Below are 15,098 nucleotides of genomic sequence, written 5' to 3' on the forward strand. Positions count from 1 at the left end.
CCAACCATTCACTTCTTCAATAGCTTCGCCATCATCTCACCAATCACCGCCGGACTTTCGGCAACCGCAATTCCGCATTCACGCATGATATTCATTTTCGCGATTGCGGTATCTTCCGTTCCACCCACAATGGCGCCGGCATGGCCCATGCGACGGCCGGGAGGTGCGGTCTGACCTGCAATAAAACCAACTACAGGCTTTGTGCCATTGGCCTTGATCCACCGCGCTGCTTCAGCTTCCATGCCGCCGCCGATTTCGCCGATCATTACGATGCCTTTTGTTTGAGGATCATTCATAAAAAGTTCCACTGCTTCCCGCGTTGTGGTTCCGATAATCGGATCACCTCCGATGCCGATGGCAGATGATATGCCAAGGCCGGTACGGCAAACCTGGTCAGCGGCCTCATAGGTGAGTGTTCCTGATTTAGAAACAATACCTACTGTTCCGGCTTTAAACACAAAACCCGGCATGATACCAACCTTTGCTTCGCCCGGTGTGATTATGCCGGGGCAGTTAGGACCAATAAGCCGGCAGTCGCGGTCCTTAATGAATTCCTTTGCCCTGATCATATCCTGTGTCGGAATGCCTTCTGTGATGCATACAATCACTTTAATGCCTGCATCAGCGGCTTCCATGATGGCATCTGCCGCAAAAGCCGGCGGAACAAAGATGATGGTCACATTGGCTCCGGCCTGCTGCACGGCATCTTCTACGGTGTTAAAGACCGGACGATCGAGGTGGCGCTGACCGCCTTTGCCGGGTGTTACCCCTCCTACTACATTAGTTCCGTATTCGATCATCTGCGTGGCATGGAAGGTGCCTTCCTGTCCTGTAAAGCCCTGTACTATGACTTTAGAATTCTTATTGACTAATACGCTCATATTTTATGGTACTGTGATTTTTAGTTTTATAGAATTTACCGGCTCATCAAAAGGTAAAGCGGATATCGACTATCAGTGCCGGCTGATGAAGCATCCAATCATCCGGCCAAGGAAGAAGTAAGTCGGCAATCAATTAATCCGGCAAGCCGCAAAAATATTCAAATCTGATCAGGTTTTAGAAGATAGTGCTTTGATTTCTTTGAGGAATTTCGATGCGAAAATAAAATCATTCATCTCCTTATTAGTGCTGGAGAGCACTTCATGACGGCTTCCCTCCCAGCATTTTATTCCCTTATAGAGGAAAATGATATAGTCGCCGATGCCAAGCACCGAATTCATATCATGTGTATTCACCACTGTGGTGATGTTGTACTCTATGGTGATTTCACGGATCAGCTCATCAATCAGTATCGATGTTTGCGGATCAAGTCCGGAATTGGGTTCATCGCAGAAGAGATACTTGGGGTTGAGCACGATTGCCCTGGCGATGCCCACTCTTTTCTTCATACCGCCGCTCAACTCACTCGGATGCAGCCTGTTGGTTCCCTTAAGATTCACCCGTTCGAGGCAGAAATTCACCCTGTCCAGCTTTTCCCGGGCAGTCATGGCAGAGAACATATTCAGCGGGAACAGTATGTTTTCTTCCACTGTCATTGAATCAAACAATGCAGTACCCTGGAACAACATGCCGATCTCCTGCCTTATTTCTTTCCTTGCTTTTTCCTGCAGCGAAGTAAAGTCAACATCCTGATTATAAAGGATGGCACCACCGCTGGGCATCATAAGGCCAACCATGCATTTCATCAGCACGGTTTTACCGGATCCGCTGGCACCGATAATAAGGTTTGTTTTGCCGGGTGCAAAGACGGCAGAAATGTCTTTGAGCACTTCGCGGTCACCAAACGACTTGCGCACATTCCTGATCTCTATCATAACAGCAGTTCGGCAAGTACATAGTCAAAAATGAGAATCAGTACACAACTGGCCACCACGGCACGTGTAGCCGAATTGCCGACCTGCAAAGCGCCGCCGGTGGTGTAATAACCAAGATAGGCGGAGACTGACGATATGATAAAACCGAAAGTGGTCGCTTTTATCACCGCAAAGGTGACGGTGAAGGGAATAAAAAACTGTATGGAGCCCTGCATAAATTCAGTGGTTGACACAACGTTTTGCATATGGCCAACCATCATTCCTGACAGAATCTGCAAAAATCCACCGATAATGATAATTACAGGAATCATAAAAGTGGCGGCTATCACCTTCGGCAATACAAGGTAAGCGGCCGAATTGATGCCCATGATTTCCAGCGCATCAATCTGTTCAGAGATGCGCATGGTACCCAATTCAGAAGCGATGCTCGAACCTATCTTTCCTGCCAGGATAAGGCAGGTAACCGTCGGCGCCATTTCGATGATGGTGGAGTTGGTGACGATGGAGCCGATAATAGATTTCGACAAAAGCGGGGTGGTAAACTGATAGGCAGTCTGCACGGTCAACACTGCGCCGAGAAACACAGAAAAGATAATGACGATGCCCACTGAGCCGACGCCAATTTCAATCATCTGCCGCATCAGTTCTTTCCAGTAAATCGACATCTTCTCCGGCCGCACGAATGATTTTTTCATGAGGAGGATGTATTCGCCGAACTGCTCAAAAAAACGGAAAGTCATGTAGCTGGCCCTGGCTAAAGGTAGCCATTCTTTGGAAACTCAATTGCGTGGTAAGCAAAGCACGAATGGCTCAGTTGACTAATGCCAAATGATTAAATTGCCGGATTGTTTAGTTGCTAAATTGTCATGCTATGAATGCAGTTATCACCGGTGCTACAAAAGGTATCGGAAGAGCCATCACTGAAAAATTTGCCGCCGAAGGTTTTAACGTTGCCATCTGTGCCAGGAATAAGAAGGAACTGGACGCATTCAGCGATGAGCTGCGTAATAAATTTCCTGACATAGAATTGCTGGCACAATCCTGTGACGTTTCAGATAAAAAACAGCTGAAGGCCTTCGCCGACCTTATCAAATCACACTGGGATTCTGTGGATGTGCTGGTAAACAATGCCGGTGTTTTTCTGCCCGGACAGGTACATAAAGAAAAGAGCGGCATACTGGAGAAGCAGATCAAAACCAATTTATACAGTGCTTATTATCTCACGCAGTTTCTGGTGAAAGTGATGATTCGCAACAGGCACGGTCATATTTTTAACCTTTGTTCAACAGCAAGCCTGCAGGCCTATCCAAATGGTGGATCATATGGCATTTCAAAGTTTGCCCTGCTTGGATTCACCAAGAATCTGCGGGTAGAAATGATTCCCTATAACATCAGGGTCACTGCTGTAATTGCCGGCGCCACACTCACTGCATCATGGGATGGCATAAATTTGCCGGACGAAAGATTTATGAAACCAGCTGATATTGCCAGGTCAATATGGAACGCTTTTACGCTGTCGCCTCAATCGGTGGTGGAAGAGATCCTGATCAGGCCGGCACAAGGTGATATTTCCTGAATCGCTCTGTTCGCGGCCTTTACCACGGATGATATTCAGCTGCATGCAGCCGGCATTAATCCCTGAAAAATTCCTTGCCTCCGGCGTCAATATAACCCCATTTTCCGCCGCTCTTTACCAGCGCCATTCCACCTTCAAAATCCAGGGCATCTTCATACCGTGGCGGAATCACTTCCTTACCGCTTACATCTATGAATCCCCATCGGCCATCGAGTTCCACGCGAGCATAGCCATTGACGAAGTCATGAATCATAGAATACCGGCTTAAAGGAATGAGGCGGCCATCCTTTGCAATCATTGCCCAGCCGTCTTTCACCACCAATGCGCGCCCGTCGTGAAAGTCGTTAGCACCTTCATATTGCAATGGAATCTGAACGGTCCCCTTAGGATCAATAAATCCAAAGCGGTTGTTTTGTTGTACGAGTGCCAATCCTTCGCTGAAATTATTTGCATTCTCAAATTGAAGCGGTATCACCGTTTCGCCGGAACTGTTGATGAATCCCACTTTGCCGTCTATCATGACCACAGCCAGTCCTTCTGAAAAAATATTGGCACCTGCATAGCGGAAACCGATAGCAATGCTGCCATCCTTTTTGATAAAACCCATCAAAGTGTCCTTTTTGACGAGGGCAAGGCCGTCATGAAAAGAGGTGCCACCATCAAACTGTAACGGTATCACTTCCGCCCCCTTCTCATTTATGAATCCAAACTGTGGTCCTGCCTTAACCAGTGCGAACCCTTCCTGAAAGGGAAATGCAACATCATACAACGGTTTGGCGATCTCCTCTCCTTTCACATTAATGAATCCGATCTTCGAGCCTGTCTTCGCTGCCGCAAATCCTTCTGAAAAAACATCGATGGCATCATATTTCAGCTTTACCACTTCTTTGCCGCGACTGTCAATCACACCCCACTTTCCTGCCCTGGAAACAACCGCTACACCATCGCTGTTGAAATTGCTGATGTAATCATATCTGAAAGGAATTTTCACATCACCCTTATCATCAAGTATCGACATATGGCCGTCTTGCTTTATTACGGCCACGCCATTGAAAAAAGGAAACACTTCCTGGTAACGGGTGGGAATAATAATATTCGCTTTATGGTCGGCAAATCCCCAAAGCGTACCGATACGGTAGGGTACCAACCGCTGTGATGAAATCTGTGCACTCACGGGTTGTTGAGATACAATGCATGCCAGCACCAAACATACAATCGCCTTAAAACGCTTCATGTGCATGAAATTACTAAAATTCAGGGGTGTTGTTTTGGTATCGGCTCTATCAAACCATAAATCCATGGGTTACCTGCATCGAGGCTTACCGTAAAATCATGGAGAAGGAAATCATCCTTCTCTTTGTTCCAGATATAGGCTCGCAGCATCAACTTGTCAGTGACGGGAAACCCAAGGTCCCTGACACTGATGCTGTAAAAAACTGTACCGCTACTCTCCGATGAATCGATGAAATAGCTGAATGGTTTTTCCTGCCAGAAAAGGGCTTTACCATCTTCATCAAAGCTCACCACAAGCGAAGCATTGTTGCCAGGCGACACACCGGAAACATCCGCCGACACATTTACCACATTGTAATTATTGGTGAGCAGCGGCAACAGTGGTGCTTCAAATCCGGCACCGAACTCCACCGCAGGCATAAAATGAAATGACTGTGCTCTCGTGATTGAATCCGTTTCCACCTGTGCCAAATGTACAGACCATGGGGCAGCCGGTTGAAGAAGGTTGAGTGTTTGCTGATAAACTACATCCGAAGGTAGACGATCATTCAGCTGTTTTTTGGAAAAAGCATGAAACTGGTAAGTAAACCCCTTCTGCCTGCTGATTTCATACGGATAATACTTTTGTATTAAAATCAGGTAATCCGTTGGGATATTAGCGGCGATCAGGCAATCGGTATTCAACGCAGACAGGTAGTTACGGAATGAGATATAGGAAGTAAAGTTCATTTCCGGCCAATAATCCATGGCTATTTCATGATGGTATTTTCGCAGGTAATAGCCTGCATATTTACGCGGCTCATTCATCAGCACTGTGCATGTCATACCCTTTTCAGCATCTATGGTGCTCACTGTGTTTTGTACCAATTCTTCAATGGGCTGATGATAGAAAATATCAAAATGCTTTCTTTCCGCGGCAAGCGTATAGGTGCCGATCAAAAGGATCATTAAAACCATCAGCCAGTTATATTTCATGGGCAACTCCCTGATCCATGAAAAACAGAAATAAAGCAGGTACGGAAAGGTGAAAATCAACACCGAATACTGCAACACCGCATTACGGTACACAGAGTAGTAATATCCGATGAAGAAAGGCAGCAGGAACCAGCATAAGGCAATTACCCTGTATTTAAACTGCGATTGCAATGCGGGAGAATGAAAGATAAAGGCAGTGATGATCAAGCAGGCCATCAGGCACTTCATCCAGGTTGAAAAATGTAAAATGTAATCAAGGTAATTGCTGAAAAATTCAGGGCCCGGCTTCGGCAGCCAGCCACCTACACCACCAATGCCAAACTGGAAAAGCGTGATGGATACATGCGGCAGAAACAAGATGACGATGATGCTATTGGCGATCAGGTATTGGTACCTTCTATCCCGTTCAATAAAAAATAATCCCGTTGCGCCGGTGATAAAAGCGAACAAAAGAGAGAAGTAATGGTTATAGCAGCATAAGACGGCGAATAATACAAATCCGGACAGCCACCTGAGCGTATGATTATGCTGCTTATTGAATAAATAGTTCGACCAGCACCATACCATCATCAATGAAAAAAATAATCCGCTGATGTAAGGCCGCGCGATCTGACTGTACATGACGGTATACTGCAAACAGGAAACCATGGCAGCGCTGAGATAGCCCACGGTACAATTAAACCAACACGCTGCCACCCGGAATACGAGCCAGATGGACAATAAGCCCATCAGCAGAAACGGTAATTTAAAGAATGCCTCACTGTCACCGCCAACCATACGCCAATAGAACAGGAAAACCTGGATCAATGCAGGATGTCCGTCGCCTTTCACACCCTTGTCAATGAGGTCATGAAAATTCGCATATCCGGTTCGTGCCCATGCGCTTACTTCATCATACATAAACGGGATATGCGGAAATCCATAGAACCGAATCATCGCGCCGGCGAAAATGATTAAGAGCAGTAAATAATCCGGTTTCCTGAATGTCACCCTGGTAATGCTTGCATTTAATGAGGTGAAAATAGGAAATTAAGCATAGCTGTTAACAGCGTAATATCACGGTAATAATTCTTTTCAGGCCGTCCTGATAAATCCTAATTTTGGCCGGCACAATGATGTAAGCATGTCTGTAAACTATTGCAATTCACTCACCAGCTATTCAAGACTTCAAACGCGTGAAGTAAATGCAGGCCATCTCTGCATTGGCGGAGGTCACCCGATCCGCATACAATCCATGACGACTACTGACACCATGGATACTGCTGCAACAGTTGCACAATCCATCAGGATGATCGAAGCCGGAGCAGAATTGGTGCGCATCACGGCACCAAGTATACATGAAGCGAATAATCTTGCAGCAGTAAAAAAAGAACTGAAAGCAAGAGGATATGACACACCACTGGTTGCCGATATTCACTTTACACCCAATGCCGCCGAAGTTGCAGCACGCATCGTTGAAAAGGTGCGGGTGAACCCGGGCAACTACGCCGACAAGAAAAAATTCCAGGTAATGGAATATTCTGATGCGGAATATGAAGCAGAACTAGACCGCATTCGCGGGAAATTCCTGCCGCTGGTTAAGATCTGCAAGGAATATGGAACGGCTATGAGAATCGGCACCAATCATGGTTCGCTCAGCGACCGTATCATGAGTCGTTATGGTGATACACCGCTGGGCATGGTGGAATCGGCTTTCGAGTTTTTAACCATTGCCGAAGAGGAAGGATATCATAACATTGTGCTCTCGATGAAATCAAGCAATCCGCAGGTGATGGTGCAGGCCTACCGTTTACTCGTGCATAAGATGCTGGAAAGAGCAGATCGTTTAACATCACCATTGCGTAAGACAGACCTGATTTACCCGCTGCACCTCGGCGTTACGGAAGCAGGTGATGGTGAAGACGGGCGCATTAAATCCGCCATCGGCATTGGCGCTTTGCTGGAAGATGGCTTAGGTGATACGATCCGGGTTTCTCTTACGGAAGATCCGGAACTGGAGTTGCCCGTGGCCAGGATGCTTGCAAACAGGTACACGACAGAAAGAAAAGTTCCGAAAATTGCGCGTATCAGTAAATCACCGGTTCACCCGTTTACATACAGCAGGCGCCAGACGCATCCGGTTGAAAATAACGGGGCGAACCAGGTGCCTGTAGTTGTGATGGATTTTTCACAGGAAAAGACCATTACACCTGAAACATTGCTGGCCGCCGGCTACCGGTATGATGCGGGTACCGACAAATGGAACATCAGCGATATGGCCGCTGACTACCTCTTTACGGGAAGTACCGAGATCAGCTTTCCGGTTCCCGGAACACTGGGCGTCATCCGGCAATATGATGAACGAAAAAATATGATACCGGACGAAAGAAATTTTTATGCATTCAATGCATCACAATACGTGAACCGGCAACAGAAGGATGGGAGGTTGAAATTTGTGATGGTGCGCATTGACGACATTTCAGATGAATTAATTGATCAGCTTAAAGATGATGCCTCTGCCGTGGTGATATTGGATACCGCACATTTCAATGGCATGATGGAACAACGCCGTGTATTTTTTGATTTGATCAGCGAGCAGGTTGAAAATCCGGTAATCATCAGGCGTTCGTTCGAAAATCTTGTGCCGGATGAACTCACCTTATATGCCGCCACCGATTTCGGAGCACTGTTACTCGATGGTTTAGGTGATGGTATCTGGTTGCATGCACCACAACATCTCGCAAATGCCATTAACAGGCTATGTTTCGGCATTCTGCAGGGAACACGTTTGCGCATCTCCAAAACGGAATACATCTCCTGCCCTTCCTGCGGCCGTACGCTCTTCGACCTCCAGGAAACCACTGCTGCCATCAGGGCGCGTACCAATCATCTGAAAGGTATAAAAATTGCCATCATGGGTTGCATAGTCAATGGTCCGGGCGAAATGGCCGATGCAGATTACGGATACGTGGGAAGCGGCGTCGGAAAAATCACTTTGTACAAGGGAAAGGAAGTGGTAAAACGGGCAGTGGAATCAACGGTGGCTGTGGAAGAGTTGATTGCGCTGATTAAGGAAAATGGTGATTGGGTGGAGATGAGTAGAGAGTAGTGAGTGCCGATTAATCCTGAATTTCTTCGCCTGTTTTCTTTTTATTATTGATATACCAGTAGTATCCGATACCGCCGACCAAAGCATACGGAATTACCAGCAGATACATGATGCCGATGTTCAATCCTTTTGCATCTGTGCTACCTTCCTTCAATGAACTTTCAGCGCTCTGCTTACACATGGCGCATTGAGCTGATGCCAACCCAAATGAACCGGTGAGCAGAACAAGCGTAAATAAAAAAGCGACGAGTGTTGTTTTCATGTACTCAAAAATTATGTGTTGAAATTACTACAAAATTGTTTGCCAAGGTTTGAAATTCCTGTTCAGTAACTAATAATATGGCGACAGCATCAGGTAAACCACCACACCGCTGATGGCCACATACAGCCACAGGGGAAAAGTCCAGCGTGCAATTTTACGGTGACGGTCAAATTTTTCCTGCAACCCTCTTACAAGGGTGATCAGTATCAACGGCAAAATAGCGGCAGCCAGCACAATGTGCGTGATAAGTATAAAAAAATAAATGTTGCGGATCATGCCTTGCCCGCCGTATAAAGTGGCCTCCGTCAATGCGTGATAGATTACGTAAAAAACCAGGAATAAAGCGGAAAAGCAAAATGCAGTAATCATGCACAAGCGGTGACTGCTTATTTTTTTATGCCTTATGAAATAATAACCGGTGATGAGTAACAGGGCAGTAGAGAAATTCAGCGATGCATTCAGTGCCGGAAGAATGCGGAGGTCAAAACCGACTCTTACATCCGGCGGTTTTATATAAAACAAGATGAGCACCAGCAAAGGCACTGTTACCGAAACAATTGCGATAGCCCAGTTAACCGAACGTTCTTTCATTGCGGAATGCCTACCAAGATGCTGGCGAGATTGTTATAAAATGTATCCATCATCTGCTTGTCGAGGCCGTTGTAAAATCCGCGGATCTTGCCATCCTCATCCACGAGCACAATTTTTTCAGTGTGGGTAAACTCCGCGCCTTTGCCGCCTTCCGGAGTGTACACTACCGGCACTTTGAAGCCTTGCTGTGCCATGTTCCAGACGGTTTGCTTTTCGCCGCGCAGGAAATACCATTTACCGTCAATCGCCTCATATCGTTTTGCATATTCCTGCAGCACCGGAATGGAATCGCGATCCGGATCAACAGTGAAGGAAACCAGTTTCAGGCGATCATCATCTTTAAAATTGAGCTGTATCAATGACATGGTTTTCGAAAGGTTAGGACAAACCCCTTCACAATTGGTGAAGATGAAATCGACTACATAAGCATGTCCCTTCAAATCCCTGCTATGCAGCGTATCACCATTTTGCGTTTCAAAACTGAAATCAGGTGCATCCCAGAATACACGCACCTCCCGCTGCCGGTTGGGAAGGGCATCAATCTTCTGTTTGTAATAGAAAAAAAATCCCAGCGGAAAGGCAACCAGTATGATAAAAACAATTAGGCGTGAGGTGAATTTATTCATAGAAAAAATTAAAGCCGCAAAGCTACTGCACAGATGTTGAAATGCCGTAAAAGAATTTTATGATTCAAGGTGCTTCATTTTCTACTGCAGATTGAGCAGCAAAAATGCGACTGCAGCGAACTTCGGGTAAACAGGACTTGAGAATTATTGCAGCGAAATGCATCAAATAAAATTGATTAACAACTAAAAAACCTGAAGTATGAGCAGTTTAGTCAGTCCATGGCATGAAACATCTTTTCGCTTTTTTTCCGGCCAATCCGCCAACTTTGTTTTCATCCCCTGTGCCGGCGCCGCGTTTCGCTCGTGTCTGCAAGATTGTTTTGAAAGTACTGAAATGTACAGCGGCTGCAGCAAATCATTTTGATGCAATGAGCAAGCGTCGCAATATCTTCTTAAATGACAATTGCTTCTGGTGGCTGAACAAAAAAAAATCTCTTCGAAAAGAGATTTTATGATTCCGGAATACCTGAAGTAAGCCATCAATAGGTTCGCATGTGCAGCCATGAATCACCTTCTGCCAGCAATGCAATTACGGCGAAGAGCAGAAACGTCATGGGAATAAGAATGGTAATGGCAAGGTATTTCACTTCAAACTTAAGGTGCATGAAAACAGAAACGATGAAGAATGCTTTGGCAAGGCTCATGATGATATAAAATGCATTCAATACCAGCAGCATACCGTTTTCGGTGAAGAATTCCGTAAGGGTAACCGCCAGTGCGATTTCAACTACCGTGATGATGGAAAGCCATAAAGTGGTTCTCCAGATCAGTTTTACCATGTCAGTGCTTTCGCCGTGTTCGTTACTCATTGTTTATTGGTTTGAATTTTCAAAATCAGTTCCTGAAGAATAAATTATCAATGGATCAAAGCAGGTAAAATGCCATGAACACAAATACCCACACCAGGTCCACAAAGTGCCAGTACAATCCAATCTTCTCAATCATCTCGTAGCTGCCCTTCCGGTCATAATCGCCCCGGGCCACCTTTCTGCACACAATGCTGTTAATCACCACGCCGGTGAACACGTGGAAACCATGGAAGCCCGTAATCGTGAAAAACAACCATCCGAAAGCCGGCGCGCCAAAAGGATTGGAAGCCAGCGTCATGTGTTCATCCACAATCAGGTGCGTCCATTCCCATGCCTGGCTGCTTAGGAATATGATGCCACCTAGTATGGTAAGCAACAACCACTTCGTCACCTTTTTACGGTTCATTTCATGATTGCCGTAGTGCACCGCAAGTACCATGGTTACACTGCTCATGATAAGCGTAAAGGTCATGAAACTCACAAACATCAAAGGCAGCTTCACACCTTCGAGGAAAGGCACAGAAGAGAAGACATGCGTGGGTGCCGGCCATGCGTTATAACTAAAGCGCAACGCTCCATAGGTAATGAGAAAGGATGCGAATGAAAAGGAGTCGCCCACGAGGAAATACCACATCATCAGTTTTCCCCAACTCACCTTGAAAGGTGATCGCCCCCCGTTCCAGATCGAAGGCCTTACGGCGGTAGTTGAAAGTGTTGCTTCTGCCATCAGTAGTTATTAAGAAAGATTAATTTGAAAAAAGATAAAAAGGTAAATCCAGAGCACATCTACAAAGTGCCAGTAGGTCGCCATCATCTGTACACCGGTCAGGCGGTTGGGATTAAAACGCCTGATCATTGCCCTGATCAGCATCACCAGCATAAATACCAATCCGCCCAGGATATGCACTGCATGTACACCGGAAATGGCGTACACGAATGATCCCGACGGATTTCCATCAATGTAAATTCCGCGGTTGGCAAGGTCGAGCCATCCGTAATACTGGCCTGCCAGGAAAAGAACGCCTAAAACGAATGTGATGAAGAGTGCGATGCGGTATGTGCCCTCCTTAAACCGCCTGAAGGAATTCAAAGCCCAGTGCATGGTAAAGCTGCTCAGTAAGATCACAGCGGTATTAATCCAAAATACGGGCGGCATTCCAAACTCCACCCAATTGCCTTGCGCTTTCCTGACAATATAGGCGCTCGTGAGAGAGGCAAACAACATGATGATGCTTGCAATACCCAGCCACAGGCCGAATTTAAGCGGATGGAATCGGTTGTTATTTGCAGTAGCGCTTGTCATGAATTGCTATATCCTGTCAAAGTAAATGGCCAGCTGAACAATCGGTAAATAAAAGAAAGAGCCAAACATTAGTTTCTTCGCGGCTTCAATGCTGCATTGCTGCAGGAGTAAAACGGATTGAATCAGAAATACAATGCCGCAGAACAATACAATCAACGCTGAAATAATGCCGCTGATTTCCATCCAGGCCGGCACCAGGCTTACCGGAATCAGCACTAAGATGTACAACATGATCTGCATTGCACTGAATTTGCTCCTGCCCTCTTTGGAAGGCAGCAACTTATAACCGGCCCGCATGTAATCATCATGGCCCACCCAGGCAATGGCCCAGAAATGAGGGAACTGCCACATAAACTGAATGCCAAACAAGGCAAAAGCTACAGGCGACAATAGCCCTGTTGCGCTTACCCAGCCAATCAGCGGCGGCAATGCACCGGGAATAGCGCCTACGAAAACCGCTACGGGTGAAAATCTTTTCAGTGGTGTATAGATGAATGCATAGCACAGCAACGCAATCGCACTGAACAGCGCGGCAAGCTGATTAAAATAGATCCAGAAGATGGTAATGCCAGCTACGCCGAATATGCCGGCTGCAAGCAATGCTTCCGCATTGGTCATTCTTTCCGTAGGTAACGGGCGGTTGGCTGTGCGTTTCATCAAGCGGTCAAAATCTTTCTCAATTACCTGGTTCAGCGCATTGGATGAAGCGGTGGTTAAGAAACCCGCAAGGATGAGTAACAAAAGCTGAGGCCATTCCCAGTTTCCGTTGGCAGCCATCAGGTATCCTGTCACAGAGGAAAAAATGACCAGCATCGAAAGCCTGAGCTTCACAAGCTGCGAATAATCCTTCAGCTTCGAGGATATGATCAAGGCTATGCTGATGCGTTCTGCTGTCTTAATTTGATTCATCAATCAGTTGAATGATCTTAAATATTTGTAATAGATTTTTACCGGCAACAGCATTTATTGCTGCCTTACAGCCTGTTTAATGCCCGCCCGTTTCGCCTTCCTTCAGCGGCGTGGTTTGCGGAATGAATTCGTCGCCATTTTTACTGTAGTCATAAGGCCAGCGGTAAACGGTAGGCAGTTCACCCGGCCAGTTGCCATGCCCAGCATTGATAGGCGTCGTCCATTCAATGGTATTCGAATCCCATGGATTTTTTGACTTGAGCTTACGCCCGTAGAACATACTGAACAGGAAATTCACGACGAAGAGGAGCTGTGCAAAGAACACCAGCATAGCCGCCAACGTGATGAACTGATTGAGGCCACCAAACATATTGAATGACTGAAAGGCATCAAAAGAATAATATCTCCGTGGAACACCTGCAAGACCCATATAGTGCATTGGCCAGAAGATCATGTAAGCGCCAACCATCGTGATCCAGAAATGAATGTAACCAAGCGTATTATTCATGAATCGGCCATACATTTTGGGAAACCAGTGATAAACCCCTGCGAACATGCCAAAGAAGGCCGACACACCCATCACAATGTGGAAGTGTGCGATAACGAAGTAGGTGTCGTGCAGCTCAATATCGAGTGAAGAATTACCGAGGAAAATACCGGTGAGGCCGCCAGAAATAAACATTGATACAAAACCGATGGCAAACAACATAGCCGGCGTAAACCGGATGTTACCCTGCCAGATAGTGGCTATCCAGTTGAATACTTTGATAGCGGAGGGTACAGCCACGAGCAAGGTGAGAAATACAAACACGGAAGCCACAAATGGGTTCAGTCCGGTTACAAACATATGATGCGCCCACACCACGAAAGCCAATATGGCAATAGCCAGCATTGAAAGTATCATGGCACGGTATCCGAATATGGGCTTGCGTGCATTGGTGGCCAGCACTTCTGAAACCAATCCAAAGGCAGGCAGGATGATAATATATACTTCAGGATGGCCAAGGAACCAGAAGAGATGCTGATAGAGAATGGCATTGCCACCATCATTAGGCAGCGCATGTCCATTGATAAAAATGTTATCGAGATAAAAGCTGGTGCCAATGGTGCGGTCTAATATGAGAAGAATGGCGGCGCCAAGCAGTACCGGAAAGGAAAGCAAACCAAGTACAGCGGTTATCAGCAATGCCCATACTGTGAGCGGCATCTTGGCCATGGACATGCCTTTTGTACGAAGGTTCAGCACTGTAGTGATATAGTTAAGGCCACCCAGCAGACTTGAAAAAATAAACAGGGCCATGCCGACGAGCCAAAAGTCCATGCCTGCTCCTGCTCCCGGTGCTGATTCACGTACTGCGCTTAAAGGAGGATAAGCAGTCCATCCCACATCAGATGCACCTTCCGGTAAAAAGAAGGAGGACATCATCACCACGCTTGCTAAAAAGAAGAACCAGTAAGAAAGCATATTTAAAAACGGAGATGCCATGTCGCGGGCGCCTATCTGTAATGGCAACAGCAAGTTGGCAAAGGTGCCGCTGAGGCCGGCGGTGAGCACAAAAAATACCAGCAAGGTGCCGTGCATGGTTACCAGCATGTAATAAAACTCAGGGCTGATGATACCACCTGGCGCCCATTTGCCGAAGATCGTTTCAAGAATCGGGAAGGCCTGATTCGGGAAACCGAGTTGTACACGAAAAACTACAGACAGCATGCCTCCGACTAAGGCCCAGAAAATGCCTGTAATCAGGAACTGTTTGGCGATCATCTTATGATCCTGGCTGAAGATATATTTGGTAATGAAACTGTCTTTGTGATGCTCATGATGGCCGTGTGGCTCATGAATTTCACCCATGGAATCCTGGTGATGCGTACTGTCACCGGTAAAAACCTTATGGACTTCCTGACCCAAAAC

The 15,098-nt window shown here is 46.4% G+C and carries 15 protein-coding genes; 2 read left to right on the plus strand and 13 right to left on the minus strand.

Annotated elements, in window-relative coordinates:
* Window positions 1-8 precede the first annotated feature (8 nt).
* The 3 genes from sucD to K1X61_06955 all read right to left on the minus strand — a co-directional run bounded on the left by sucD (window position 9) and on the right by K1X61_06955 (window position 2,554).
* Complete coding sequence (gene sucD, locus K1X61_06945; GenBank protein ID MBX7108365.1) at window positions 9-881, minus strand: succinate--CoA ligase subunit alpha; 873 nt, start codon at window positions 879-881, stop codon at window positions 9-11.
* A 168-nt stretch (window positions 882-1,049) separates the two neighbouring features.
* Complete coding sequence (locus K1X61_06950; GenBank protein MBX7108366.1) at window positions 1,050-1,814, minus strand: ATP-binding cassette domain-containing protein; 765 nt, start codon at window positions 1,812-1,814, stop codon at window positions 1,050-1,052.
* Entirely contained in the window at window positions 1,811-2,554 is a 744-nt protein-coding gene (locus tag K1X61_06955) for an ABC transporter permease (protein MBX7108367.1), read from the minus strand. The genes K1X61_06950 and K1X61_06955 overlap by 4 nt, the downstream gene beginning before the upstream one ends.
* Window positions 2,555-2,685: 131 nt before the next feature.
* Between K1X61_06955 and K1X61_06960 the strand changes: the two genes are divergently transcribed.
* A complete protein-coding gene (locus K1X61_06960) occupies window positions 2,686-3,390 on the plus strand; it encodes an SDR family oxidoreductase (protein MBX7108368.1) in 705 nt (234 codons plus the stop codon).
* Window positions 3,391-3,445: 55 nt separating this feature from the next.
* Here K1X61_06960 and K1X61_06965 read toward each other — a convergent pair whose 3' ends face one another.
* Together K1X61_06965 and K1X61_06970 are read right to left on the minus strand one after the other, a co-directional pair.
* A complete protein-coding gene (locus tag K1X61_06965; protein ID MBX7108369.1) occupies window positions 3,446-4,624 on the minus strand; it encodes a WG repeat-containing protein in 1,179 nt (392 codons plus the stop codon).
* 20 nt (window positions 4,625-4,644) lie between these two features.
* Window positions 4,645-6,534, minus strand: a complete 1,890-nt coding sequence (locus K1X61_06970) for a glycosyltransferase family 39 protein (GenBank protein MBX7108370.1) — start codon at window positions 6,532-6,534, stop codon at window positions 4,645-4,647.
* A gap of 187 nt (window positions 6,535-6,721) precedes the next feature.
* On the opposite strand from K1X61_06970, the gene ispG reads away from it, so the two are divergent.
* Entirely contained in the window at window positions 6,722-8,686 is a 1,965-nt protein-coding gene (gene ispG / locus K1X61_06975; GenBank protein ID MBX7108371.1) for a (E)-4-hydroxy-3-methylbut-2-enyl-diphosphate synthase, read from the plus strand.
* Between the two features lie 10 nt (window positions 8,687-8,696).
* Here the strand turns inward: ispG and K1X61_06980 are convergent, their stop codons facing one another.
* The 8 genes from K1X61_06980 to K1X61_07015 form a co-directional block, all read right to left on the minus strand.
* The gene (locus tag K1X61_06980; GenBank protein ID MBX7108372.1) at window positions 8,697-8,948 is read right to left on the minus strand and encodes a hypothetical protein; all 252 of its coding nucleotides are present in this window, start codon (window positions 8,946-8,948) and stop codon (window positions 8,697-8,699) included.
* Between the two features lie 69 nt (window positions 8,949-9,017).
* Window positions 9,018-9,539, minus strand: a complete 522-nt coding sequence (locus K1X61_06985; GenBank protein MBX7108373.1) for a DUF420 domain-containing protein — start codon at window positions 9,537-9,539, stop codon at window positions 9,018-9,020.
* Entirely contained in the window at window positions 9,536-10,165 is a 630-nt protein-coding gene (locus K1X61_06990) for an SCO family protein (GenBank protein MBX7108374.1), read from the minus strand. Before K1X61_06990 ends, K1X61_06985 begins: the two co-directional genes overlap by 4 nt.
* Before the next feature lie 479 nt (window positions 10,166-10,644).
* Window positions 10,645-10,974 carry a cytochrome C oxidase subunit IV family protein gene (locus K1X61_06995; protein MBX7108375.1) on the minus strand — a complete coding sequence of 110 codons (330 nt, stop codon included), beginning with the start codon at window positions 10,972-10,974 and terminating at the stop codon, window positions 10,645-10,647.
* A 55-nt stretch (window positions 10,975-11,029) separates the two neighbouring features.
* Window positions 11,030-11,701 carry a cytochrome c oxidase subunit 3 gene (locus tag K1X61_07000; GenBank protein ID MBX7108376.1) on the minus strand — a complete coding sequence of 224 codons (672 nt, stop codon included), beginning with the start codon at window positions 11,699-11,701 and terminating at the stop codon, window positions 11,030-11,032.
* A 9-nt stretch (window positions 11,702-11,710) separates the two neighbouring features.
* A complete protein-coding gene (locus K1X61_07005) occupies window positions 11,711-12,277 on the minus strand; it encodes a cytochrome c oxidase subunit 3 (GenBank protein MBX7108377.1) in 567 nt (188 codons plus the stop codon).
* Window positions 12,278-12,283: 6 nt separating this feature from the next.
* A complete protein-coding gene (gene cyoE / locus K1X61_07010) occupies window positions 12,284-13,186 on the minus strand; it encodes a heme o synthase (GenBank protein MBX7108378.1) in 903 nt (300 codons plus the stop codon).
* Window positions 13,187-13,262: 76 nt separating this feature from the next.
* Window positions 13,263-15,038 carry a cbb3-type cytochrome c oxidase subunit I gene (locus tag K1X61_07015; protein MBX7108379.1) on the minus strand — a complete coding sequence of 592 codons (1,776 nt, stop codon included), beginning with the start codon at window positions 15,036-15,038 and terminating at the stop codon, window positions 13,263-13,265.
* Window positions 15,039-15,098 lie beyond the last annotated feature (60 nt).

It is taken from the genome of Chitinophagales bacterium, assembly GCA_019694975.1.
In the GTDB taxonomy this organism is placed as follows: Bacteria; Bacteroidota; Bacteroidia; order Chitinophagales; family UBA10324; genus JACCZZ01.